This is a genomic window from Limnothrix sp. HT2024, assembly GCF_059138625.1.
The window spans coordinates 1,121,199-1,145,976 of the sequence record NZ_CM181121.1; the positions used below are offsets into that span (position 1 = coordinate 1,121,199).

A 24,778-nucleotide genomic window follows, 5' to 3' on the forward strand; every position below is an offset into this window, starting at 1 on the left:
CGGCGGGTTAACAGCTTGGGCCTAAAGAACCTGCGATCGCATCAGGGCCACGGGTAAACAGCGCACTTTTCCCGTGGTGGGGACATAAGCGCGTTTATTGAACACGTCGTAGCCATTGCGCTCGATCGAGTGCAAAATTCGGCTGTAGAGCATTAAGGCAGCCCAAACGGGCCAGCGAGCATCGGGGTGAAGCAGGCGAATTCCCTTGGCGGCGCTGTCGAAAATCGTGCGGGCCCGCTGAATTTGAAACTGCATTAGGGCACGCCAGCGATCGTCAACCACACCATTCATTAAGTCTTGCTCGGTGTAGCGGAACCGCTCCAAATCTTCCAAGGGCAGATAAATTCGGCCCCGGTGACGGTCTTCACCTACGTCTCGCAGGATATTGGTGAGCTGGTTAGCAATGCCAAGGGCGATCGCCCGTTCCGTAGGGTCATCTGGATTGCGATCGGGACTGGTTTGCATTTGTAAGAACCCATCCCAAGGAGCGCGGGCCGGCTCGCTAGCCACTCCCAAAACCGGCGTGGTCATCAGGCCCACCGTGCCCGCCACGCGATAGCAATATAGCTCTAGCTCTTCGTAGGTCTGGTAGCGACTGCGATAGAGATCCATGCGCTGCCCGGCGATCATGTCGCGGAAGGGCTGAATATCCAGGTTGTAGCGCCCGATCGTGTCAACCAGCGCCACATCAGAGTCATCCAGCGCATGGCCACCAAAGAGTTGTTCGAGTCGCCGTTCCCAGTCGTCCAGGGTTTCCGGCGTGGTCAGCTTGGCCATGGGCCCATCGACCAGTTCATCGGTGCGCCGACACCAAACATAGATTGCCCAGATGGCCCGCCGCTTAGCCAACGGCATCAGCGCACTGCCCCAATAGAACGTTTTGGAGTACTTAGCTGTGACCTGGCGACACAACTCATAGGATTCTTCCAGGGTCGCCAGGGTGTTGGTGCGTGGCGGGTCAGGCAAGTGCAGCATGAAGACCGGCGGGGCTGGGAAAGGTCGATGGGTCAGTCAAAGGAGTGGCTTAGGCGGAAGTGGCCAGGGCCAAATCGCGATCGCGCTCAAGGCGCGCGGCATTGCGGACAATCGCTTGCGCTGTCAGCTTACCAGAAAGCACAGCCCCTTCCATGCTGCCTAGAAACTCTTGCATGGTGTAGCTACCAGACAGGAAGAAATTCGCGATCGAGGTTTCCTGTTGGGGGCGCAGGGCCTGGCATCCCGGCCGGGCCGTATAGACCGATCGGGGTGTTTTCTTCACCTTGGCTTTGCGAATTTTGACCTGGTGGGGAATGTGATCGGGAAATAGCTTGGCCAGTTCGGTCATGGTGGCGGCAATGATGTCTTCATCGGAGCGGCCAATCCAATCCTTGGCCGGAGCCAGCACCAGTTCCAGCATCGATCGATCTGGATCTTCGTATTCCTTGGTGGTGCGGCTCATATCCGCATAAACACTGAGGATATCCGATCGGGAGAACAACAACTGGTCGATCGTCGGCAGCTTGGAATCAAACCAAATTTGCACATTGATCACCGGTACGCCTTCGAGGCCTTGCAGCTTCTCGAACTCCGGAACAGTTTTCCAAACGTCCGGCATCATGATTTTTAAGGCATCCACCGACATGGCAGACACAAAAGCATCAGCCACAATTTCCTCATCGGGCGCACCGTTTTGACCGCGCACGATGAAAGACTTCACCGATCGAGCACCATTCAACACAATTTCCTTCAGCGGCGCTTGGGTGCGCACTTCCCCGCCCCGGGCCGTCACGTAATCCACAATCGGCTGGCACAAGCGCTCCGGCGGGGCCCCATCCAAAAAGGCCACCTTGGAGCCGTAGCGCTCTTGCAAAAATCGATTCAGCGCCGTCAGGGGAACCGTCGCCGACACATCCTCAGGATTAATAAAAGTCAGGGCCTTGGAGGCGGCGATGAAAATGTCGGTGTTCACCTGCTCGTCAACCCCCTGGAGCCGCAGCCATTCCAACAGGCTGTACTGATCCATGGATTCCACGTACTGCTGACCCCGAACGATCGCCGGCAACAGCCCGATCGCGAATCGAATTTTTTGCTCCCAGGTCAGCATGTCGTTATTTCGCAAAATCGACATGATCACATTGAAGGGGGCGGGAATATCCGGCACATCAAACCAAGACAGGGTTCCCGGTTTTTCCGGTTGGTTAAACACCAGGGCGTGGCGCTTCCATTGCAGGCGATCGAGAATGTCCAGTTCGCCCATCAATTGCTTCATGTTGTGATAAGCGCCGAAAAAGGCGTGCAGCCCCGTTTCCAGCCAATCACCATCCTCATCTTTCCAAGCGGCCACCAAACCACCCAACACGGCCTCGCGTTCCAACACGATCGGCTGGTGTCCCGCATCGACCAAATATTTGGCACAGGCCAGGCCCGCTAGGCCGCCACCGGCGATTGCAACTCGCATGGATTTCAACAGTCCTACTCGCTAGGGGTAAACAACGGAAGCCACAGGGCTGATGGGGGTGGAAACCGCCCGATCGCGCTTGAAATGCGATGGGTGTTGGATTCCCTTGAATAATTCTTAAGAATTAATTTTTCAGAGCTATTATACGTTGCAATTCGTTACATTTGGGGGCAAATCAGAAGATGGTCATCTCTAGGCCACTTCCCGATCGAGCGGCAACCGCAGCTCAAGCCCCCGATAGGCAAGGGTTAAACGGCGTTGGGCTGCAAAATTGGCGCGTTTAACTTACCTACTGTTGATGTTGATCGGATACGCCACCACAACCCATGAGGCCAAATCATTGTCCGACAGCAATCCTAAGAACCGCTGGCGCTGTCGGAAACGGGATCGGGGATTTGCACCTTCTGGCCGAACTTGGGTTCTGTTCCCTTCAGCAGGCGACTGATGTTGGCCTTGTGCCGCGCAATCACAAACACCGTAATGGCCAAGCCAAATAAACAGTAGGGCAAGGGATTTTGCAAAGACAGCATCAACACGCTGACCATAATTGCCCCAACGATCGACCCAAGAGACACATACCGCCAAATCGCCAGCACCACACAGAAAGCCGCAAACCCACCCAAGCCCACTTGCCAAGACAGGGCCAACAACGTACCCAAGCTGGTGGCCACGGATTTGCCCCCCTGGAAATTCAGCCACAGGGACTTGCTGTGGCCAATCACGGCGGTGAGACCAGCCACCACTTCTAACCAGGGCTTGATCGCAAACCAATTGGGATCCACTACTAAATCACTAGTCCAGAGGGCGCGCACCAATCCAATGGCGATCGCCCCTTTCAGGATGTCGAAGATAAAGACCGTGATCCCGGCCGGTTTGCCCACGGTGCGCATCACGTTGGTGGCCCCGGTGGAGCCGGAACCATATTGGCGGATGTCGATGCCTTTGAGCCAGCGCCCGGCCAGATACCCGGCAGGGATGGAGCCGAGCAGGTAGGCCAAAACGAGTAATCCTAGTGCGATCGCAATAGCCATAGTTTCCAGTCCGCCAACGCCAAGCTGAATTCAACGCCACTTTATCAGCCTATGCAGCCCATGCAGTCGCCTTGCTCATGCTGCCTTGTCACAGGGCAACGGTGACCGTTTGCCGCGCTCTCTAAATACGGCTGCGTAATTTATCACACCAGCGCCCGGCAGACAGGTCAAAAAAATTGCCAACCATGATTTAACCCCCCGATCGCCCTGATCTTCGTCTTTTGCTGGGCAGAAACAGCCCAAAGCCACCCCGAATCATCCTCAAAATTCAGACGATCGAGAACCAGCCAACCTCAAAGAAGCTGATCACTTTCGATTGCCAATGGGAGTCGATCGCGGATCTCTTCCATAAACAAGCAAAGTTGACTTTTTAAATGCCTTTTAGCCCAAAATCTTAGACTCAAGCATTATTTTTTCATCAAGAGTATCAATGTAAAATAAGATACGGTCATCAAAAATGACTTGAAACCAAGAAAAGATGCTCAATTTTTAGATTTTCGAGAATTTCATGAATTTCAACGATTCAATTATTCGTATTTAAGTATCGAATAAAGTTAAATCGAATTGAACTTTCCAAAAAAATTCTCGATTACCTCCCTGAATTGAATGACGAAAATTACAACAAAAAGAGAAATTAATTGAATTGACAATTGGGATGAATTGAAATTTTTGTAAAAAATTGTATTGCAAATACTTAAAAATGAAATGATCTCTTTTTAAGAGAGTTGTTGTCAATTTTTAATTGCGTATTTATACGGGATTGCTCAGAAAAATGAAAAAATTAACATTAACTTCTCTCAAATTTCAATTAGCTTGAGGCACAATTTGTAGAGTCCAATTGGAAAGTCTGATCAACCCTCCAATTAAGCTGGAGATTGTGCAACATGTCAGTGGATTGGAAAGTGAACAGTGCAGAACCCGCTGCTCAAGCAATGGGTGGTGAAGTTCTTGATCTCAGCAATGAATTCCGCGACGACTACCATGTCTTGGTCTACCGCTGTCCTGATGGGCGGGTGATTGTATTTGAAGATTGGTGGTTTCGCGTCAGTGAGTTTGCGAATGAGGAAACTTTCCAAAAGGCCCTTGCGGGGGGAAATGAAGATTACCCGTTTGATTTGGAATTAGCCAATAAGCAGATTCGTTTGGAGTAGATCAAGGCGATCGGGGTGGGTAATGAGCCGATCCAGAGGTCAATGGCTAGATTCCACTAGGTCGCAGATCAACCACTCAAACAAGATTCAGGTTGAGCAAGCATCGGCAAACCCATTAGCCCAATTCGGTCGATCGAGTCGATCAACCGAATCAGTTGCCTGGTGTTTCCTCAGGGTTACAGTGCTTTTTGGAGAAGTGATCGATGAAGAATCAGAAGATTGTTGAAGCGATGCCTGGCTACCGCTGGGAAATTGATGAAGAAAATTTTGTCAAGGTGGTCTATTGCCAAAACGCAGATCTAGTTGTTTTTTCCGATCAGGGCATTGGACGCTATTTGGCTGATGGAGAGGGCGAGACTTTACTGGATTTTTTGGAGTCGAAATCGCTGGCGGATGTGGGCACGGTTAAGAATGGCGGCTGGCTGAATCTCACACCCAGCGTTTTGATTCCTTGGAATTTGGCCACAGCAACAACCAACACAGCAGCAGATTCTGCTACCTCAGCACCATCCACCCAAGCAATGTCCTACACTTTTCGAGTCCTGAACAACGACGGCACTGAGTTTGGAAAAGGGTGCTTTACCCTGGGGAATAGCAGCGAGTCTTCGGTGGAATATCGCCGAGGAACTGCGGAAACCTTGACGGCGTTTTGGTATCGCGACCCGATCATCGGTGTGTTGGATCTCAGTGCTCTGTTGAGCTTGAGTTTTAGCGATCGGGCCGGTGAACAACAGTTCCAGTTCAATGCCTGGGCCCAGCCAGACTTCGATCGGGGCTTGGTGGCCGGTGGTGCAACGCCGGATCAACTGGGTGCTGTGTCTGCGCACCGGGGGGCAACGGAAGACGGAAGCTGTCAAGGGCGCAAGCTGGAGTGGGTGGCGATCGGGCAGCCCACGATCGAAGTCATTGAAGAAGATGGCGTGACGATCCCGCTGGTGGACTTGGTGGTGGCGATCGATTCCAGCGTTTCCATGAAGGACGAAGCGGTGGCGCTGGATGCGGCCGTTTCCGCCGCGATCGAGGCGGCCCGGGCCCATTGTCCTTCTGACTTGCGAGTGGTCTATCTGGGCATTGAAGGCACGTTCCGAGACACCCGTTTTAATCAATCCATTCGCAAATACCTCACCACAACGGCCAAAGCAGCGGAGTCCGAGTTGCGGGGTCGCCAACGCGGCACGGTGGCCGGCGGCGGGGCCCAGGAAGATGGCGCAAGGGCGATCGAGGATCTGAGTCGCCATTTTGACTGGCGGCCGGGGGCTGGGCGGGCCCTGTTCTTCCTGGGCGATGAGTCCTTGGATGGCGGGAACCAGGATGCCAAGCAAGATCAAGGAGACATCGAAGCCGCCAACCTCGCGATCGCGGTGGCCAAAGAAGCCGGTGTGCGGGTGCATACCTATCTTGGAACTTCCTCGGTGAAAGACAAAGTTCGCCGGGAAATTGAAGGGGAATACGCCAGGGTGGCTCGGGAAACGGGCGGTCAATCCTTCACCTCCCAGGATGCGCTGCGGGGCTTCCAAGCTCTGTTGCAAGATGTGATTTGCGGCAGCAAGCCCGAGCCGCGCCGCATTGAACATCCCTTCTGTTGCTGCCAGGCCTACGTTGAATCCTAGGGGTTCTCTAATCAGCGATCTGCCCAACGTTTCACGATCACCAAGCCTAAACCTCATAGGAATTTGCTGCTATGCCTCAGGTTACGAGTTTCGTTTTCCACACCTTGAATGCGGATGGTTCGGTTTATGGCCGGGGCTGTTTTGCCTATGAAGGGCCGCCGGATGGGGTTGATATTCAATACAACTTCGGCACGTCGGCCGGTGGAACGGCAAATAAGATGCTGTCGTTTTGGTATAGCGACCCGGTGACGGGCACGCTGGATATCAGCGCACTGATTAACTTCAACTGGACAAATGGTTGGCAGGGGGTCCACTATCGGTTTGATTTCAACCTCTGGAACCATCCCTACAACAGCCACGGCATGACCGCTGGCCAAGCCCAACCGAACCGCCTGGGCCCCATTTCCGGTCACCGGGGCAATGGGGATGTTTCAACCCAAAAGCGGCTGCAATGGCCCACCTTGGCTCCGGCCACCATGACCGGCCAGGGCGGTTCCGCCACGCCGGTTCCCGCGCCGGCCCCGGTGCCAACGCCCTCGCCCACGGAGGTCTTAACGATTCCCAAGGTGGATTTGGTGGTGGTGATTGATTCCAGCGTGTCGATGAAGGATGAAGCGACGGCCCTGAGTGAGGCGGTGGGCGCGGCGATCGAGGCGGCTAAAACCAGTTGCCCTTCTGATTTGCGGGTGACCTATTTGGGCATTGAGGGGGTGTTTAAGGGCACGCGGTTCGATCGCACCGTGCGCAGTTACCTGACGGAAACGGCCAAGGTGTCGGAATCGGTGCTGAAGGGCCGCAAGGTGGGCACGGTGGCCGGCGGCGGGGCCCAAGAGGATGGCGCAAGGGCGATCGAGGATGTGTCCCTGAACTTTGACTGGCGATCGGGCGCATCGCGGGCCGTCTTCTTTCTGGGCGATGAGTCCTTGGAAGGGGGCAACGAGAACGCCAAGCAGGATCAGGCAGATATCGAAGCCGCCAACCGGGCGATCGCCACGGCCAAGCAAACCAAGGTGAAAGTCCACACCTACTTGGGGACTTCCGGTGTGAAGGCCAGTGTGAAAAAAGAAATCGAGGGTGAATATGCCCGCGTGGCCAAGGAAACCGGTGGGCAGGGTTTCACATCGCAAGATGCTCTGAGTGGTTTCACGGGACTGCTGCAAAAGGTGATCTGCGGCAGCAAGACGGTGATTCCGGCCCCTGCGCCAACCCCCGCGCCAACGCCTGCGCCGGCCGCGCAACCCTTCTGTTGCTGCCAGGCATTTGTGGAAGGCAAGTAGTTCCTGCGATGTTTGCGATTCCCGTTGCCACCCGACAACGGGCGATCGGGGCGCGATCGAACTGATCCGAACTGATCTGTTCAGGTTGATCACGTTAATCACGAATTGATCACGAAGTGTGGGGGCCGATCGGGCGATCGACTCCCACTTTCCTTTGCGTATTCGTTGGGATCTTGATGCTGATCCCTATCCCTGGACTGGCCGCGCTGTCTAAGCTCGCGAGCCGATCGCCTTGTGGAAGGCCGGCCGCTCACTCAACCGTTTCAGGTAAGCGCCCAACGCCGGATAGGGCGACAGATCCATCTTCAGCATCATTGGGATGTAGGCCAAAATTGACCCCAGGGCCACATCCGCCACCCCGAAAGTTTCACCCGTGATGTAGGGCGATTGGCTCAACAACTCGTTGATGCCGCCCAACAAGCGCGGAGCTTCCCGATCGCGGTTGGCTTCCACAAAAATTCCGGTGGCCACGGTGGAATTGGCAAACAGCGTCCATTGTTGATCCACTGCTCGTTGCTCCGTGGATTTTTCGGGGCCGTACTTAGCATCCAGATAGAGCAAAATCGCACCGGATTCCCACAACTTGAAGTCGCCATCTTCAATGGCCGGCACTTTGCCAAAGGGGTTAATGTCTGTCAGCGGTGGCTGGCGGTGCTCGCCGGCCTGCATGTCCAGCAAAATGAACTCGTAGTCTAGGCCCAACTCTTCGAGATACCACTGCACGATCGAGGCCCGGCTGCGCGCACCGCCATAAAGCTTAATAGCCATCGAATTTCAGTCCCAGTTTTGATTAATTTGCTCAGACTGAAATTCTAATCATTAACGCAGGGCCCCAACCGAACCCCCTGCCCTGAAGAATTAGCGAGTGCCCGTGCCTTGGGTGCGGCTGGGGCCACCGTTATCGGGGGGCGTGGGCTGGGCGGCTGAGGCGCTTTGGGGCGCAACGGCTGCCACCAGGGCGGAATCAATCGAATGGCCATCGATCGGTTGCATCACGGCGGCCGAACCCAGAATTACGCCCACGAGGGTCAAGCTTTGGCCGATGCGGGTGCAAGTTTGAAGTGCGGTCATGATTCAAGCCCCTGATGCGAGTCGTGAAGGTCAACCAGGGTCGCGATTGGATTGCGTCGCGCTCCTGATGACTCTTACTCTCGTGGGCGTTGCAAATCCGGAGAGGGGCAGCCGTGAAACTACGGAGGCTGGCCGATCGCCCGATCGCTGAAAGGCTGATGATTTCGTTGGCGGTGATGGCGATTCAGCGTCCAGTTTTGTAACTGGTTTTCAGCAATCTCCGCCCCAGGAACCTCCCTTGGCACTCGGGCAGCCTGATCAAGACCAACCAGAGCAAAGGGGGCTGCTAGGGCGATCGCCTAGCAGCCCCCATCAACTGAACAGGATCGGTTTAGAGGGAAGAGGGCGGAATCACCTGCAAGGCCGATCGCACCACGTCCGGCGTTTGATCCAACACCACCCCCAACAAAGCCCCGGTGGAGGTGCGGCTGATGATGGCATCGGCCGCTCCGCTGTTGTTCACATTGCCAGCGGTCACCGTCACATCAGCAATGGCAAAATCGGCCGCCAATAGCACCACATCTCCTTGGCTAACGCTGAGATCCGTAATTCGATCGACCGTTTGCACCCCGGCTCCGGCCACGGCTTCTTCAGCCCGCAGCACAAACAAATCTCGGCCCGCACCCCCCGTCAGCACATCCGTGCCAAAGTCGCCGGACAGCACATCATCCCCATCACCACCCAACAGCGTGTCGTTCTCCCGACCGCCCCGCAGGATGTCATTGCCATCGCCGCCCACCAGGGAATCGTTGCCCCGGTTGCCGCTCAGCAGATCATTGCCTAAGCCGCCATCTAACACGTCATTATCAGCACCACCATTGAGCACATCGTTGGCATCGTTGCCCAACAGCAGGTCATTGCCCGCATTGCCAAACAGCACATCCACATCACTGGAGCCAGTCACGGTGTCATTGCCACCCAAGGCCCGCACCCCGCTGGGATATTCACTGAGACTGTTGACAGGGATAACGCGGTTATCGCTGTCGTTGGTCAAGTCCAGGAATTTGGGCCCCGCCAACAAATTCACGCTGTTGCGGGTCAGGAAGCTGCGTACCTCGTTGCCGGACACTGCACCCACAAATTGATCCGTTGCACGCCCACTCTGCACCAATCGCACATCGGGGGTCGATCGCACCCCCGCCTGTTGCACCAAGCCCACTTCCTGTTGAGTGTTCACCTTGGCCAAAACCACGTCGTAGTTTTTGACGATCTCTTCTAGCACCGGGCTGAGCTGTTGGCAGGCGCTGCAAGTGGGCGAGGAAAAGTACAGAACCACCGGCTTTTCGCTGGATTTGCTCACCACCTCGGTCTGAAAGTTTTGGGCTGTGATATCAACTTTGGAACTCATGGTTTAGACCGTTGACTAGATAACCATCAATCATTTGTCTTCACGACTATGCCCTAAGTCGTCGGGAAAATCTCCCATGGAAAGGGCCGCCTCCCGTCCTATGATGAAGTCCGTTCAACCCTCCTGATTTTGTTTGACCGACCCGTGACCCAGACCTATCGCATTGCGCTGCTGCCCGGTGATGGCATTGGCCCCGAAATTACCCGCGTTGCCGTTCAGGTGCTCGAAACCGTCGCCCAAAAGATTGGCGTGACCTTTGAATTCACCGAAGCGCCGATCGGGGGCTGCGCGATCGACCAAACCGGCGAACCCCTGCCCGCCAGCACCCTGGAGATTTGCCGCAACAGTGACTCGGTGTTGCTCGCGGCGATCGGCGGCTACAAGTGGGACAGCCTGCCCAATGCCCAACGGCCCGAGCGCGGCCTGCTGGGGTTGCGGGCCGGTCTGGGGTTGTTTGCCAACCTGCGGCCGGCGACGATTTTGCCCCAGTTGGTGGATGCCTCGACCCTCAAGCGGGAAGTGGTGGAAGGCACGGACATCATGGTGGTGCGCGAGCTGACCGGCGGCATTTACTTTGGGCAACCGCGCGGCATTTTTGAGGGCGAAAACGGCGAAAAGCGCGGTGTCAACACGATGGTTTACAGCGAAGGCGAGGTCGATCGCATCGCCCGCGTGGCCTTTGAAACCGCCAAGCGTCGGGGCAACCAGCTTTGCTCGGTGGATAAGTCGAACGTGTTGGAAGTGTCGCAACTGTGGCGCGATCGGGTGACGGCCGTGGCGGCGGACTATCCCGAAGTGGAGTTGTCTCATCTCTACGTGGACAACGCGGCCATGCAGTTAGTTCGCGCACCGAAACAGTTCGACACAATCGTTACGGGCAACCTATTTGGCGACATTCTTTCGGATGCGGCAGCCATGCTGACCGGCAGTATTGGCATGTTGCCCTCGGCCAGCTTGGGCGAACCGGGCAAGCCGGGCGTGTTTGAACCGGTGCATGGTTCCGCGCCGGATATTGCGGGCCAAGATAAGGCAAATCCGTTAGCCCACGTTTTGAGCGCGGCGATGATGTTGCGCTACGGGTTGGATCTGCCGGAAGGGGCCGATCGAATCGAAAAGGCGGTGAATGAAGTGCTCGATCGGGGCTTCCGTACGGGTGACATCATGTCCGAAGGCAAGACCCTGGTGGGTTGCACGGCCATGGGTGAAGCGCTGATCGCGGTGTTGAACGAAGCGTAAGTATCACACCGGAGAATCGGAGGGCGCACGGCTGTGCGCCCCTACGGGCCGGAAACATTGGGATTCAGATTCAATCCCTGCAATTTCAAACGATCAATCAACAATTGGTAGGGGCGCACCGCTGTGCGCCCAAATCCAGGATCGCTGCGAGCATCCCGATCGGTGGCAAAAACGGGCAAACAACGATTAGATGCGCTGTTGGTGAGTCGCGGATTGTGCGAGTCGCGCCAGTTGGCCCAGCGCTGGATTCGGGCCGGCGAAGTGCGGGTCGATCGCGCCTGTGTGGACAAACCGGGAACCCTGATCGCCGAAGATGCCGAAATTGAAGTGGCAGCCCGATCGCGCTTTGTGTCTCGGGGTGGCGAAAAGTTGATCCACGCCCTGGAGGCCTTCCCGATCGACCCCACGGGCCGCGTCTGCCTGGATGGTGGCATTTCCACGGGCGGCTTCACCGATTGCCTGTTGCAGGCGGGCGCTGCCCAGGTCTATGGCGTGGATGTGGGCTATGGGCAAGTGGCCTGGAGCTTGCGCCAGGATCCGCGCGTGCGGTTGCGCGAACGCACGAATTTGCGCCACCTGACCCCGGCGGAACTCTACGGGCCCGATGATCCGATGCCTGATTTGGGCGTGGCGGATCTGTCGTTTATTTCCCTAACGAAGGTGTTACCGGCCCTCTGGGCGTTGTTGCAACCGCCGCGTGAGGTGGTGTTGTTGGTGAAACCGCAGTTTGAAGTGGGACGCGATCGCCTGGGCAAAAATGGCGTGGTGCGGAATCCGCGCGATCGGGCTGAGGCGATCGCCACGGTTTGGCAAGCGGCCGAGGCGATCGGTTGGCACTACGGCGGCCTGGTGCGATCGCCCATTACGGGGCCGGCGGGCAATGTGGAATTTTTGCTTTGGTTGCGTGACGAAGAGATACCGGGGCGATCGGCTCCCACCTTGGTGGAGTTTTTAGCCGTGGTGCAAACGGCCGATGACTAGTTGTTAATTAAGCCCAAATACACCTCAAATTCTGATTGAGTCAGCGTAATTATTTGATGGTTGAGCAAAGCACAGAAACATTGATTGTAATTTCCGAAAGTTCTTTGGACTGTTTTGTCAAATCATTGGCAATCTTCTGCATCTTGGGGTTGATTTCTTGCACTTTTTGACGATCAATGGGTTGATTCTCGATCGCTGTTGCCGACTCTTTCACTAAACCGTCAAAGGCTTTTAAGTCTTTTTCCATCCCTTTCAACCCCACCAAGAAACGATCGCGGATGGTCTGTAAAGCACTATCCGACAGCGACAAGGCTTCACCTTGGGCGATCGCCTTAGCCACAGCCGGCAAATGTTCTGCCATGGATTGTTTGCCCATGTTGTTTGCGACGCGCAACTGAATATCGTTATTCGGATCTTCGATCTGGTTGGCTCTGGACTGCACTTCAATTTGAGCCTTTAACCCGTAGCCAAAGTCACTCTTCGTAAGGGTTTCTAGGGCTTTGCACTGTTCCTTGGGTGTGCTGGAGTTACTGGCTCCTTGGGTTGAGGAAGATCCACCAGTTGCGGGGGATACACTCACGGCAGGAGCGGTACTGGCGATCGCCGTCAAACTCCAAGACTGCACCAAATCCATGAGGGGAATTTCTGCTGTCAATGGAGCTGTGTTGGGTGTTGATCCTTCGCGTGTAGTCAGCGATTCCGAACAGGGTTTAGCCTCAGCAGTGGGATTCGCTTCTGCTAGCACTTTGCCCGTTTTGGCACTGACCAATTTCAGACCAACTTTTTGTGAAAACCGAGGGATTTCGTAAGACCCGGAGCCACTATATCGACAGGTTTCAATCAGCTCTGGCTTTTCAGGAACCACACACAACACGAGCTGGGTCTCTTTAACGGCGGTTGCCTGCTTGGCTTTGGCATCTAGGTACAGAGCATCGGCAACGAAATTGCCATTATCTGCCACCATCGCCACCATTGGGGGTGTTGGGTTCTTGGGGTCGTAGTCGGTGGCTTCGGCAACCGGTTGGCCACTACAAGCAACGGCCAGCGGTGCGAGCGCCATGGTTACTTCCGGGCTGAGACGGCTAGGGGCACAAGCGCTCAGCAGGGGAAGCGGCAGGGCGATCGCACTGATTAGGATCGTGATGTGGCGGCCAGAGCGTGCAAGCGTGAAGTACTGCATGATGGAATACAAGAGAGCGAGATTGGACAAGTCATCCTAATTGAGACCATTCTCGCCCCATGATTGGCACAGGTCAGAAGCGCCAGCCGAGAGTCCGGATCGGGATGCACAGCGATGCGCCCCAATCCATCAATCCCGATTCATGATTTTGGACTGGGCGACAACGCTGATTGTTCAGAACGTTGCAGGACTTTTCAGAGCTGTTCAGGGCTTTCAGGGGGCGATCGATCGCAACCAAAGCGCCCCTGAATCGGCCATTGGCATCAGATCCCCCCTTTGAGCCAAAGGGTAAGCAGCCACATAGTGCTTTGTAAAGTCTTCCCACCAATTTGCTAAAGAAGTCAGAGGGTGATTACGAATTCTGGAGTAACCACTGAGCTTAAAGATTCCGAAACTGAATATTGCGCACCGATCGTGATCTACTAGCCCTGGTACGCTCTGCGATTGCTGAAGCCTGATGCGTAAAGCATGGGCAATGGTTGGGGATCTCTAACAGAATTACTTCCACGCGATCCGCTGATCCCACAAAATTCAGAGAAATTCCTTCCAAAAACCTTCAAGGATCTGATCAAATTTTTGATCACAAACTAATAGCAGTAGTCTCAAAGTTGCCCCTCTGAAATATGAGAAAGGCATGATGGAGTTGACCCAAATCCGAACCGTCATCGGCGAATGACTGCCAATTTAAGACTTGCCTACAATCGGATTGAGGCCAAGGCAAAGAGTCGATCGACTCGTTCCTTGGAGGCATCCAAGTTAATGGATCCGTCGCGAAAGGAGTTGTTCCTCTAAGTCGGCGATCCGATTGTAGGCAGCAGTTAATTGAGCCATTAACCGTTGCACTTGAATTTCCGGCGTGAGTTCCTTGTCTCCCGCGCGATCGCTCGGTTCCCGATAGCTATCATCGATCAGAATATCTTTATATTCAGCATTCAGATCAGCCATGGAATGGAGAACAGGGCTGGGGGAATCAACCAAGGCTGCACCCCGTTGAAGAATCTGAGCCATTGGTTCATGTAAGGATGATGACTCTTCGGAAGAAACACGACTTGCTAAGCGTCCCAAGAGTGTTTCAATCGACTGATGTAGCGCATCGAGCTTGTGATTGAGGAGTGAAATTTGATCTTGCAATGGTTCCATAGGAGGTCAGCGCATAGTTTTGGATTGCGCTGGCGGAGGCTTGTGTTTTTATCGTAAATAACCCATCCTCAAAAGTTCAGCAATCGCTGAATCATTTAACGATTATCCGCATGGTAGATTGTGCAAGATATTGTTGTTTTGGAAAGTGTTTCGCATTCTTCCGAAGAATGATCTTTTAGAAAGATATGTACAAAAAACTTGTCAAAACTTTATAAAACTTCAAATATTGAGAGTTGATCGCTAAAATGACCTGGCAATGAATGCGCCATTAACGGGCAAGCGACGCGCAAGTCGCATCAATTTCGCATCAATAAGACAATCTAGGCGGCCATGACTTTGCAAAATCCCGAGGCAAGGGTGGAGTTGAAGGGGAATCGATCGCCCGGCATGGCGGCGGATCCGGAGCCTCGGTGGGGGCGGCGGCAATGGTTGCTCGGCACGGGGGCGATCGCGGCGAGCCTGTTGCTGGGGGGCTGTGGTCGGCGCAATCCCAATGATTTGACGGTGCTAGCGATCGAGAATACGGTTCCTGCCCAACTGCTCCAAGCTTTTCAACGGCTGGCTAACGAACAGGGAGCCACCCGAGGCATTCACCTGACGTTGCTGGATCAGGCGGAACTGCTGATGCAACAGTTGCAAGACTGGCAACGGGATCCGGCGGGAACCACCATCGGCCAAGGTGATTGGCGATCGTGGATTCCGTTTTTGCGGCCGACGGGGGCGGGGCCGGTGGGGCTAACGGGATTGCTGGGCCATGAATGGCTGGCGGGGGCGGTGCGGCGCGGTTGGCTCCAGCCTTGGCCCGATCGCCCGTCGGGGTTAACTTTCGGCGATCGCTGGCAGTCCGTGATCCAACTCAATCGCCAAGGATTGCCCGATCGCGCCGGATCCCTTTGGGGAATTCCCTACCGTTGGGGAACGACGGTTTTGGTTTACCGGCCCGATCGGTTTGCGGCCTTGGGATGGGAACCGCAGGATTGGGCGGACTTGTGGCGGCCGGAGCTGCGGGGCAAGGTGGTGCTGCTCGATCGGCCTCGGGAGGTGATTGGCTTGACCCTGAAGCGATTGGGGCGATCGTATAACGAAGCTCAACCCCAGTCCGTAACCGGCTTGACCGCTGCTTTGGCGGCCCTGAATCAACAGGCTCTGATCTATGCGACTCAGGATTACTTGCAACCGCTGCTGTTGGGGGATGCTTGGGTGGCGGTGGGTTGGTCCCATGAGGTGGTGACGGCCCTGGCTCGCCAGCGAAGTTTGCGGGCGGTGGTTCCCCAATCAGGCACGTCTCTTTGGGCGGATTTGTGGGTGCGGCCGGTTCATGCGGTTCCGGAATCACTGGATTTGGCGACCCTGTGGGCCAGTCTTGCTTGGCGATCAGACATTGCCCAGGGGTTGGCCGGGTGGGTGGATGCGGCTCCAGCTCCCTGGTTGGAGGGCGATCGCGCGGCCATGACAGCAAATGTTCAGCGGGATGTGTTGCTGCCCACTTCTGAGCAACTCGATCGCTGCGAACTGCTGCAACCGTTGCCGGCCGAATCGTTACGGCAATATCAAGACCTGTGGGTGGCGATGCGTCGATCGGTCGCTTAAGCAACCTCATATTCAGCCCAGATATTCAGCCCAGCGGCCCGAACCGGTTGGGATCGGCTCAGGCCCAAGCTCAAACCCAAGGGGCTTCCCTATACTGGGAACAGCACTGAGCAAAACCGCAAAAGACCCAGAGCGGCTGATTATAGACCTATGGCTGCTGCGCCCACGATCGAATCTGGCTTGTTAGAAGCCGTTGAGCAACTGAACTACCGTGTCACCGTGGCCGATGTGGCTGCCCAATCGGGTTTGGATTTAAACCTGGCGGAACGGGGGTTGATGGTGTTGGCGGCTTCGGCCGGCGGTAACCTGCAAGTGGCCGAGTCCGGTGACGTGGTTTATGTCTTTTCCCGCGACTTTCGAGACATTCTGCGCAACAAATTCTGGCAACTCCAACTTCAGGAAACCTGGGCCAAGATTTGGAAAGTCCTGTTTTACCTGATTCGGCTGTCCGTTGGCATTGTGCTGTTGCTGTTGATTGTGGCAGTGGTGGCGGCGATCGTGATCGCTTTAGTGGCCCTCAGCAACTCGCGGGACAGCGATAGTGATAGTGGTGGTGGTGGCGATTCGCGGGGGTCTGGCTCCAGCTCGGGCAGTTGGAATATTGGTTTCCCAATCTGGGGCGGCTACTACGGCTGGTCCGATTGGATTTGGATCTGGTGGCCCGACTACGACAACTACGCCTACCAACGGCGACGGGAAAAGCCCGACCTCAACTTTTTAGAGGCGATCTATTCCTTCCTGTTTGGGGATGGCAACCCGAATTTGTATTTGGAAAAGGAACGTTGGCAACTGATTGCCCAAGTGATTCGCCAAAACCAAGGGGCAGTGGTGGTGGAACAGGTGGCCCCCTATCTGGAGCTGCCCGATCGGGTAATGCCCAAGGCCCAAGACCTGGACGAAGATTGGATGTTGCCAGTTTTGGTGCGGTTTAATGGCCAGCCCCAGGTGACCGAGCAAGGCGAAATTATTTACCAATTCCCCGACTTGCAAACCACTGTGCAGGATTTGGCCGATCTGCCCGAAACCCTGCCGCGATTCCAGTCGGAGCGTATCTATAACTTCAGTCGCGCCAGCTCGGGGCAACGGGCCGGGGCGATCGCCCTGGGGGTGGCACTGTTGGTGCTGTCCTTGGTGTTGGGTGGTCTGATTGCGGCGGGGGATGCGGCAACCTTTGGCCAGGCCTATGGGTTCTTGCGCTTTACCTGCCTGTTGGGACTGGGCTACAGCAGCGCATTTTTGAGCATTCCGGCGGTTCGTTGGTGGGTGATTTCGGGGCGCAATCGGGCGATCGAGCGACGCAACCAGCAGCGCAGTTCCCTAGCGGATTTGGTGACCAATCCAGATTCTGACTTGTCCCGCAAGTTGGCCGCTCGACAGCAACTGACCCAAGCCCGCAACCAAATCACCGATCGGGATTTGACCTACACCACAGAAATGGACGTGACGGAGCAGGAAGCCCTGAACCCGGAAGCGGTCGATCGGGCTTGGCAACAGCGGCTGAATTCCGCTGGCTCTGCGGACTAGGCATGAATGATAGGTCAAGTTAACTGACTGTTACCGCCACTAAACCGTTAGGCAGCAAGGGGCTTAAGCCCCTTGTTACCAGGACTGCTCCTACCGCCTTGACCCAATGGATGATGTTTAGTCGCCGTGTTTTATCTGGGTACTGACTTGGTTTATATCCCCCGCATCCGAGCAGCCCTCGATCGATTCGGGGGCCGCTTTCTGCAACGGGTCTATACTCCCCAGGAACAGCGGACTTGTTGGCGATCGCTGGCTCGATCGATCCCTTGGGAAACCCTTAATCCCGAAACTCTGCTGAACGATCACCTCACCCCCGATGTGGTGAACCGGTTGGCGGGCCGCTGGGCTGCCAAGGAAGCTGTGGTCAAGGCCCTGGGCACAGGCTGGCACGGAGTGGGTTACAAGGATGTGGAAATTACCCGCCGGGCCACGGGCGAACCGGGCGTTTGTTTGCATGGCCGAGCGGTGGACGCGCTCGATCGCCGCTGTGCCCTCCATTGCCAAACCCACCCCGCCGTTGCCAGTGCTGGGCAAAAAAACCACTGGCAAGTTAGTTTCAGCCACGATCGGGACTATGCCACCGCTTCCGCCATTCTGGTTTGTGGGTTTGGGGTTGGCTCGGTGGCTGACTCCAGTGCCGTTGATTAACCCAAGGTAGCCCGCCTAGAATCGGAGATTGAATCTGGGGATGAATTGGGCGCAAATCGTGAGGGACAAGGGGCTTAGGGCTTGTCGTCGTTGAACCCGAAACCCTAGATCTGCCGTTAGCGGATCGTGGGGGACAAAGGGCTTAGGGCTTGTCGTCGTTGAACCCGAAGCCCTAGATCTGCCGTTAGCGGATCGTGGGGGACAAAGGGCTTAGGGCTTGTCGTCGTTGAACCCGAAACCCTAGATCTGCCATTAGCGGATCGTGGGGGACAAGGGGCTTAAGCCCCTTGTTACGACGATTAGGGTACGGAAGATCAGCCGTTTCAGCATCACCTTGAAAAATGACGACACCCCCTAGGGTTGAACTCGACGGATCCTGAGAAAGTTAGCCCGCCGTAACATTTCCCTGCGATCCCAGCCTCTTGGGTTGCCGCATGATCCTGGCCATGACAATGGCCCTCGCCCTGGCCCCAACACTCAAGGTTAGGCAGCCCAACCGTTGGGAATTGAATTCGGGGGTCGATCGGGCCGATCGCCCCAACAAAGCAGCAAACCTAGGCAAGGATTGTGTTTGATTGATCCCCGGTTTCTGGCCCCAGTACAGTCATCGGAATTAAGAATTTCAACCGAATTGGGCTGAATTTGAGTCAAACCCCGATCGAATCTCGACCCAAAACCCCGATCGCCCGTCAGAAACACCCCGCGAAAGACCTGAAAATTGGAGAAATCCCGCAGAGATTTCACGGGCCATCCCGGTGAAAGGCGATCGCATTCCGATACTATTAACTGTTCGATGCAACTGTTCGACACGAACGTTTTGCTGCGTCATGATTTGATGGCAATCTGAACGCCATAAACTAACCCGATCGCACTTCCTTGGCCATCCCGAGCCAAGCGCTCTGGGTGGCCGGCTTGCTGTCCTACCCCACTAGAGCTGGAATGAGCCTCGAAGCCTATCTAAATCACCCCACGTTTGGGTTATTGCTGATGATTTGTCGGCTGGAAAACAGTCGCGAATTATTTACGACGCTATACGCCCATCGTCTGTTCTTTTTGGTGTCGATCGCGGAAACGGGACTCCGGTTTGAACCGGTTACCCGCAGCGATGCCCGAACCATGGTCGAGGTCAGAATGCGAGCGCTTCAGCGCAATGGCAACCGGGAGGAATATCAAGCGGTGCGGGCCGCCTACCAGCGCACCTTCCAGTAAAATCGCCTTACGAACCATCCTGTTGCCATGAGTGCACCGTCTATGTCCCAGGATTGGGTGCAGGCTTTGGCTATGCTGCCCCGTTTGTCCCAGCGGGTCGAATTTCTGCGCGATCGCCTGCCGGACTCGGTGCGATTAATTGCCGTTTCCAAAACCTTTGGCCCCGATCGCGTGCGGGAAGCCTATGAATGCGGGATTCGGGACTTTGGGGAAAATCGTGTGCAGGAAGCGGCCGAAAAACGCGCCGCCCTCGGTGACCTGACGGATATTCGCTGGCACTTAATTGGGCCACTGCAAAGTAACAAGGCCAAAAAAGCGCTGGAACTGTTTGATTGGATTCATTCGGTCGATCGACTCGATTTGGCCCAACGGCTCGATCGCCTGGCCGCCGAGCGAGATCGCCCGCCCCAAATTTGTCTGCAAGTGAAGTTGCGGCCTGACCCCAACAAGGCCGGCTGGTCGCCGAGTGAACTGCAAGCGGCCTTGCCCGAGCTGGATCAGTTGCCCCATCTGCAAATTCGAGGACTGATGGCCATTCCTCCCCTGGGATTAAACGAGGCGGAACTAGCAGACTTTTTTGCCGAAGCCCGATCGCTGGCGGATCACATTCAAGCCCAACCTTGGCAACGCTTGGCCATGACGGAGCGATCAATGGGTATGTCTAACGATTGGCCGATCGCCCTAGAAGCGGGGGCCACCATGATTCGCCTAGGACGAACCCTATTTGGCGATCGGGTCTAGATTCCTAACCCGTTGAATTGAGGAGATTGCACCAAAAATTCACCCACCATTCAGCAAGACCTATCAAAATTTGCCTGAAAGTAGCCAATTTTGACCCGATCGAGTGCTGATCTTCGCGAATGGTGACCATAGGCAACCGCCAACCCCGATCGCTCCCCCTCAGCCACTCGATCGCTCCTAAAAACCATCCATCCTTCAGCGACCAACCCGATCGTGGTGGAATCAAAAAAATTGGAGTAGACTGTTGACCAAAAAATGGGCAGCCAATCAATTACGGCTCCTTTTGAATAGCTCATTGGGGTGCAGATTGGGGAATTGGGTCTGGATTCAGACCTTTCAGCAGGTGGCTTTTAGCCCAGTCTGATAAAATCGGGGCGACCTATACCCCAACCCATTCAACAATCATTGAACAGCCCTGCGCTGGAACCCCATTTTCAAGACCACAAGCGCCAAAAACGCTGAAGGTGACGATCAATCCCACCGGAAGCAATGATGCAACTCTTGGGGTCAATGGCGGTTTAAATGGTGGTTAATGGTGGTTCGTCGAGGAGTGGATGTTAGGCAACCAAGCCGACGGAGTTTTGGCGGCGTTCAACAGCCCCTAGAAACTCGTCGGTACTCCAGCCCCCAACGTGGTTAGTAAGTGGAGAGGACGAGGTGAACGCTATTTTTACGAAACTTCGGGATTTTGTGGGTCTGGGCGATCCAGTGGAATACGATTACGACTACGACGAAAACGATAGCAATAACAACGGCTACCGTGGTTCGTATCAGCAGCCGGCGGCGGAGTCCCAGCCCGCTGCGGCTCCCACGGATGAGGCCAGCGCCCGCCGGAGCCGTCGCTATGCCGCCGTTGCTGATGCATCCGCTTCGTTGGCCGGTGGGTTCCCGGCACCGGCCGCGGCCCGATCGCCCGAGCCGATTGTGCCGCCCAGCCCCCGCGCAACAACTGGAACCCCAACAACTTCTTCTATGAGCAACGTGATTGGTATGCCGGGTGCGGTCAACGGAATTTCCGAAGTGGTGGTAATGGAGCCACGATCGTTTGAGGAAATGCCCCAAGCGATTCAGGCCCTGCGGGAACGGAAATCGGTGGTGTTGAACCTGACGATGATGGATCCCGACCAGGCCCAGCGCTCCGTGGACTTCATCGCTGGCGGAACCTACGCCCTGGATGGTCACCAAGAGCGGATTGGCGAAAGCATTTTCCTGTTCACGCCCAGTTGTGTGCAGGTCAGCACCCACAGCGGTTTGGTGCGCGAAGTGTTCCAGGCTCAGGCTGCTGCTCAGGCCGCCGCTCGTCCTGGCCAAGCCCCCGTTTGGGCAACCGATCGCTTCCAACAGGCCGCCGCTCAGTAGGTTTAATCACGGCTCAATCTTCAACGATCAAGCGCGATCGAGGGGCCCTTGAACACCGGGCCGAACTGTAGGGCAGTAGTACATCTATTGCCCTATATTTTTGCCCTAGACCCATCCAATCCGCATCGATTGGATCGAAAAATTCAGCGTGAGACAAGGTTTATGACGGATTCCGGGGCCGGTGCGGTTTGGCAGTTGGGCGTAATTGGCGGGGGCGTGATGGCCGAGGCGATTTTGGCCCGGTTGTGCGATCGGGATGTGATTCCTGGAGCGCAAATTTGCGTCAGTGAACCCATGGCCGAGCGCCGAGCGACCTTAGCCGAGCGCTATGGGGTACAGGTCACCGATGACAATCGATCGCTCCTGGCCCAGTCCCAAATCGTCCTTTTGGCCATCAAGCCCCAGGTCTTTGCCACGGTGGCGGCCCAGGTGGCCGGTGCTTGGGATCCCGCGCGATCGCCCCTGATCCTGTCGATTTTGGCCGGCACAACCTTGGCCAAACTGGAAGCGGCCTTCGGCGGCTGTCCGGTGGTGCGAGCAATGCCCAACACACCGGCCACCGTGGGCGCAGGGGTCACGGCGATCGCCCCCGGTTCTTTGGCCGAGCAGGCGGCCATGGAACAGGCTCGCCAGATTTTTGGGGCGATCGGGCAAGTGGTGGAAGTGCCGGAATCCCTCATGGATGCGGTCACCGGGTTGTCTGGGTCGGGGCCGGCCTTTGTGGCCTTGTTTGTGGAAGCGCTCACCGATGGGGGCGTGGCGGCCGGGTTGCCCCGCGCCACCGCCAGCACCTTGGCCCTGCAAACGGTTTTGGGAACCGCCCAACTGTTGCAAGACAGTCAACTGCACCCGGCAATCCTGAAAGATCGGGTGACCAGTCCCGGCGGCACAACGATCGCCGGAGTGGCCGCCCTGGAGCAGGCCGGATTCCGTTCCGCCACCATCGAAGCGGTACGCGCAGCCTGGCAACGATCGCAGGAATTGGGCCGCGCCTAGGGATTGCCGTTGATGAATCCTCAAGCTTTACCCTTAAGCTCTGCCCTCAGGCTCTGAAAGCGCCGCACCCATCAACCCCATGGCCCTCAAGCCCTATCAAAAAATCCCGATCGCGGACTGTGGCGAACCCCTAGTGCCCATTCCGCCCGATCGGTTCCATCTCTGGGATCCCCATCCTTATGCGGTTTTGGGTGCGCCCTATGGTGACCAATCGCCCTTTTGGGTGCGATCGGGCGTGCTCGATCGACTGCTTCAGTCCGCCCACTGGCTAGCCCAACAACAACCGGGCTGGCAACTGGCCATCTTTGATGCCTATCGCCCCTTGGCCGTTCAGCAATTCATGGTGGACTACACCTTTGCCGAATTGGCCCTCATGGAAGGGTTGGATCCTGTCCCCCTGGCACAAGATCCCAATCATCCCCAAACCCAAGCCTTGCGATCGCGCGTTAGCCAGTTTTGGGCCAGCCCCAGCGACCACCCCGCCACCCCGCCACCCCACAGCACCGGAGCCGCCCTGGATCTGACCCTGATTGACGCGGCCGGGCGGCTGCTGGACATGGGATCCCCGATCGATGAATGTTCCGATCGCTCATTTCCCAACCACTTCGCCCCAGCCACCGATCCCCAACACCAGCAGTTCCACGCCCAGCGCCAACTATTGCAACGGGCCATGGCCGCGGGCGGGTTTGCCCAACATGCCCAAGAGTGGTGGCACTTTTCCTGGGGCGATCAACTGTGGGCCGATCGCACCGGTCAGCCCCTGGCCCACTATGGCCGCGCCTGAGGGGTCGTGCCTGAGGATGCCGCACCCCAACGGCAAGACACCATGGGCGAGCCACCGAAAACCAGGTGTATGATTGCGAGAAATGGCGCTCCCGGCCAACAGCAGCCCCCGGGCTATGTTGACTCGTTGAGCAGCCTCCAGGCTTTCAGGCAATTGACACCACCGGTCTATGTCTCAGACGGAATTGTTACTGCTCGCCCGGCAGGGCAATGTAGAGGCGATCGCCACCCTCATGAACCGCAAATTACAAGCGGCGGGGATTGCGGTGGAAGTCAGCCTTGATGGCAATTGCTTGATTTTGAATCTGTTGGGGGCCGATCACGCCCCCGATCGCCCGGCGCTGATGACCTTTGTTCGCAAGGGCATGAACATCCTGAAGGTGGAACCCGTGGGCGTGGTGCGGGTCTCCGGTTGGGCGGCCGGGGCCGGCGCACCCACCTGGACTGATGCCCTCTACCTGGCCAATGACGGCTCTGGCATGTCCTTGGCCACGCCCCCGTTGAGCGCTCTGGGCCTGACCGGTTCGCCCAGCTACACGATCGCCCCCAGCGTTTCCCCCGCCCCCTCGGAGATCAGCGCCACCTACGATCCGGGGAATACCGGGTTTGTTGCGCCGGCCCCCGCGCCCAGCCCAGCCCCCGCGCCCCAACTCCCGCCGATTTATCCTGAGCCGACCTATCCCAACCCCGAAGAGGCGATCGACCTGATTCAGCCGGAAAAGGTCTATGAAGATTGGCTGGCGGAAACGGGCCAACTGGGTTTTCCGATGCAGGGCGCGATTCCCAAGCTGGCAGAATTTTTGGTGTATTTCCTGAACGCACCGGAAGAACAGCTCATTGACGTGGTTTCCGTGCGCATCGATGACGGGCCGGCGGTGTTGCTGGTGACCAGTACCCGACTCTGCGCGATCGCCCTGCCCTCTTTTTGGAGCCAGCAACCGGTGCGAGAGCTGGCTGCTTTTGCCTATGGGGGCATTTCCCGTGTGGGTGTGTCCCGCGATGGGCTGGGCATTGAAACCACCTTGGGTAAGCAACTGTTGGCCTATTTCAGCAATCCTGTGTTAGGCGAGGCTTTTGTGAATCGCAGTTTGGTGCGGTTTTGTCCGGTGGAGGCAGATCCCTCGCTCCCCAGCCCCAAGGACGAGCGATCGATTCTGTTCTATGGTTTGGCCATTTTGGCGGTGGTGTATTTGTTGATTCTGCTCTTGCATTGGATTTGGGGACGATAGAAACCGGGCAATTAGTCTGGCATTTTTGGGGTGGGTTTGTTGTAATGGGCGATCGGCGCTAATCACCAAAACCGTAGGGTGCATGGGAGCACGCTCGGAAACAAACGACCATCATCATTCTTCTCCCATGCACCGCAACCCGTCACGCATTCAACAATCATTTCCACACACCGCAACCCATCACACATTCAACAACATTGATCGGTTGGGCGGCGTTCAATCCACGGTGCATGGGAA

At 56.3% G+C, this 24,778-nt stretch carries 22 protein-coding genes; 14 read left to right on the forward strand and 8 right to left on the reverse strand.

The genetic code is table 11. The annotated features are described in order from the left end of the window. Positions 1–21: 21 nt before the first annotated feature. From AC2IAX_RS04500 to plsY, 3 genes are all read right to left on the reverse strand, one after another. On the reverse strand, positions 22–975 hold the full coding sequence (locus AC2IAX_RS04500; RefSeq protein WP_494389522.1) for a phytoene synthase: 954 nt from the start codon (positions 973–975) through the stop codon (positions 22–24). A 49-nt stretch (positions 976–1,024) separates the two neighbouring features. After that, entirely contained in the window at positions 1,025–2,437 is a 1,413-nt protein-coding gene (pds, locus tag AC2IAX_RS04505; RefSeq protein ID WP_494389523.1) for a 15-cis-phytoene desaturase, read from the reverse strand. Between the two features lie 356 nt (positions 2,438–2,793). Continuing rightward, on the reverse strand, positions 2,794–3,468 hold the full coding sequence (gene plsY, locus AC2IAX_RS04510; protein WP_494389524.1) for a glycerol-3-phosphate 1-O-acyltransferase PlsY: 675 nt from the start codon (positions 3,466–3,468) through the stop codon (positions 2,794–2,796). A gap of 884 nt (positions 3,469–4,352) precedes the next feature. On the opposite strand from plsY, the gene AC2IAX_RS04515 reads away from it, so the two are divergent. The 3 genes from AC2IAX_RS04515 (at position 4,353) to AC2IAX_RS04525 (ending at position 7,506) form a co-directional block, all read left to right on the forward strand. After that, the gene (locus AC2IAX_RS04515; RefSeq protein WP_393014183.1) at positions 4,353–4,619 is read left to right on the forward strand and encodes a hypothetical protein; all 267 of its coding nucleotides are present in this window, start codon (positions 4,353–4,355) and stop codon (positions 4,617–4,619) included. A 203-nt stretch (positions 4,620–4,822) separates the two neighbouring features. After that, positions 4,823–6,229: a hypothetical protein gene (locus AC2IAX_RS04520; RefSeq protein ID WP_494389525.1), complete on the forward strand. Its 1,407-nt coding sequence runs from the start codon at positions 4,823–4,825 to the stop codon at positions 6,227–6,229. Between the two features lie 71 nt (positions 6,230–6,300). Next, a complete protein-coding gene (locus AC2IAX_RS04525; RefSeq protein ID WP_494389526.1) occupies positions 6,301–7,506 on the forward strand; it encodes a vWA domain-containing protein in 1,206 nt (401 codons plus the stop codon). A 210-nt stretch (positions 7,507–7,716) separates the two neighbouring features. On the opposite strand, the gene AC2IAX_RS04530 is transcribed toward AC2IAX_RS04525, so the two are convergent. From AC2IAX_RS04530 to AC2IAX_RS04540, 3 genes are all read right to left on the reverse strand, one after another. Next, positions 7,717–8,274, reverse strand: coding sequence for a glutathione S-transferase family protein (locus AC2IAX_RS04530; RefSeq protein WP_494389527.1), 558 nt, complete (start codon positions 8,272–8,274; stop codon positions 7,717–7,719). 90 nt (positions 8,275–8,364) lie between these two features. Further along, positions 8,365–8,577, reverse strand: coding sequence for a hypothetical protein (locus AC2IAX_RS04535; RefSeq protein ID WP_494389528.1), 213 nt, complete (start codon positions 8,575–8,577; stop codon positions 8,365–8,367). Between the two features lie 331 nt (positions 8,578–8,908). Then, positions 8,909–9,925 (reverse strand): thioredoxin domain-containing protein, encoded by a 1,017-nt coding sequence (locus AC2IAX_RS04540; protein ID WP_494389529.1) that lies wholly within the window; start codon positions 9,923–9,925, stop codon positions 8,909–8,911. Positions 9,926–10,069: 144 nt separating this feature from the next. On the opposite strand from AC2IAX_RS04540, the gene leuB reads away from it, so the two are divergent. Beyond that, a complete protein-coding gene (gene leuB, locus AC2IAX_RS04545) occupies positions 10,070–11,161 on the forward strand; it encodes a 3-isopropylmalate dehydrogenase (protein ID WP_494389530.1) in 1,092 nt (363 codons plus the stop codon). A gap of 162 nt (positions 11,162–11,323) precedes the next feature. Then, the gene (locus tag AC2IAX_RS04550; protein WP_494390274.1) at positions 11,324–12,142 is read left to right on the forward strand and encodes a TlyA family RNA methyltransferase; all 819 of its coding nucleotides are present in this window, start codon (positions 11,324–11,326) and stop codon (positions 12,140–12,142) included. Between the two features lie 49 nt (positions 12,143–12,191). Here the strand turns inward: AC2IAX_RS04550 and AC2IAX_RS04555 are convergent, their stop codons facing one another. Continuing rightward, positions 12,192–13,322, reverse strand: a complete 1,131-nt coding sequence (locus AC2IAX_RS04555; RefSeq protein ID WP_494389531.1) for a hypothetical protein — start codon at positions 13,320–13,322, stop codon at positions 12,192–12,194. A 756-nt stretch (positions 13,323–14,078) separates the two neighbouring features. Then, the gene (locus tag AC2IAX_RS04560) at positions 14,079–14,462 is read right to left on the reverse strand and encodes a hypothetical protein (protein WP_494389532.1); all 384 of its coding nucleotides are present in this window, start codon (positions 14,460–14,462) and stop codon (positions 14,079–14,081) included. A 330-nt stretch (positions 14,463–14,792) separates the two neighbouring features. Between AC2IAX_RS04560 and AC2IAX_RS04565 the strand changes: the two genes are divergently transcribed. The 9 genes from AC2IAX_RS04565 to AC2IAX_RS04605 all read left to right on the forward strand — a co-directional run bounded on the left by AC2IAX_RS04565 (position 14,793) and on the right by AC2IAX_RS04605 (position 24,541). Further along, entirely contained in the window at positions 14,793–16,052 is a 1,260-nt protein-coding gene (locus AC2IAX_RS04565) for an extracellular solute-binding protein (protein WP_494389533.1), read from the forward strand. 150 nt (positions 16,053–16,202) lie between these two features. Then, positions 16,203–17,576: a hypothetical protein gene (locus AC2IAX_RS04570; protein WP_494389534.1), complete on the forward strand. Its 1,374-nt coding sequence runs from the start codon at positions 16,203–16,205 to the stop codon at positions 17,574–17,576. Positions 17,577–17,702: 126 nt separating this feature from the next. Further along, entirely contained in the window at positions 17,703–18,224 is a 522-nt protein-coding gene (locus tag AC2IAX_RS04575; protein ID WP_494389535.1) for a holo-ACP synthase, read from the forward strand. A 939-nt stretch (positions 18,225–19,163) separates the two neighbouring features. Then, positions 19,164–19,433 (forward strand): PipX family protein, encoded by a 270-nt coding sequence (locus tag AC2IAX_RS04580; RefSeq protein WP_099533635.1) that lies wholly within the window; start codon positions 19,164–19,166, stop codon positions 19,431–19,433. Between the two features lie 72 nt (positions 19,434–19,505). Beyond that, entirely contained in the window at positions 19,506–20,174 is a 669-nt protein-coding gene (locus AC2IAX_RS04585) for a YggS family pyridoxal phosphate-dependent enzyme (protein WP_494390275.1), read from the forward strand. Between the two features lie 657 nt (positions 20,175–20,831). Then, entirely contained in the window at positions 20,832–21,533 is a 702-nt protein-coding gene (locus tag AC2IAX_RS04590; protein ID WP_494389536.1) for a cell division protein SepF, read from the forward strand. A 162-nt stretch (positions 21,534–21,695) separates the two neighbouring features. After that, positions 21,696–22,529 (forward strand): pyrroline-5-carboxylate reductase, encoded by an 834-nt coding sequence (gene proC, locus AC2IAX_RS04595; protein ID WP_099533631.1) that lies wholly within the window; start codon positions 21,696–21,698, stop codon positions 22,527–22,529. Between the two features lie 79 nt (positions 22,530–22,608). Beyond that, entirely contained in the window at positions 22,609–23,313 is a 705-nt protein-coding gene (locus tag AC2IAX_RS04600) for a M15 family metallopeptidase (RefSeq protein ID WP_494389537.1), read from the forward strand. A gap of 169 nt (positions 23,314–23,482) precedes the next feature. Further along, the gene (locus AC2IAX_RS04605; RefSeq protein WP_494389538.1) at positions 23,483–24,541 is read left to right on the forward strand and encodes a hypothetical protein; all 1,059 of its coding nucleotides are present in this window, start codon (positions 23,483–23,485) and stop codon (positions 24,539–24,541) included. The last annotated feature ends 237 nt before the right edge of the window (positions 24,542–24,778 follow it).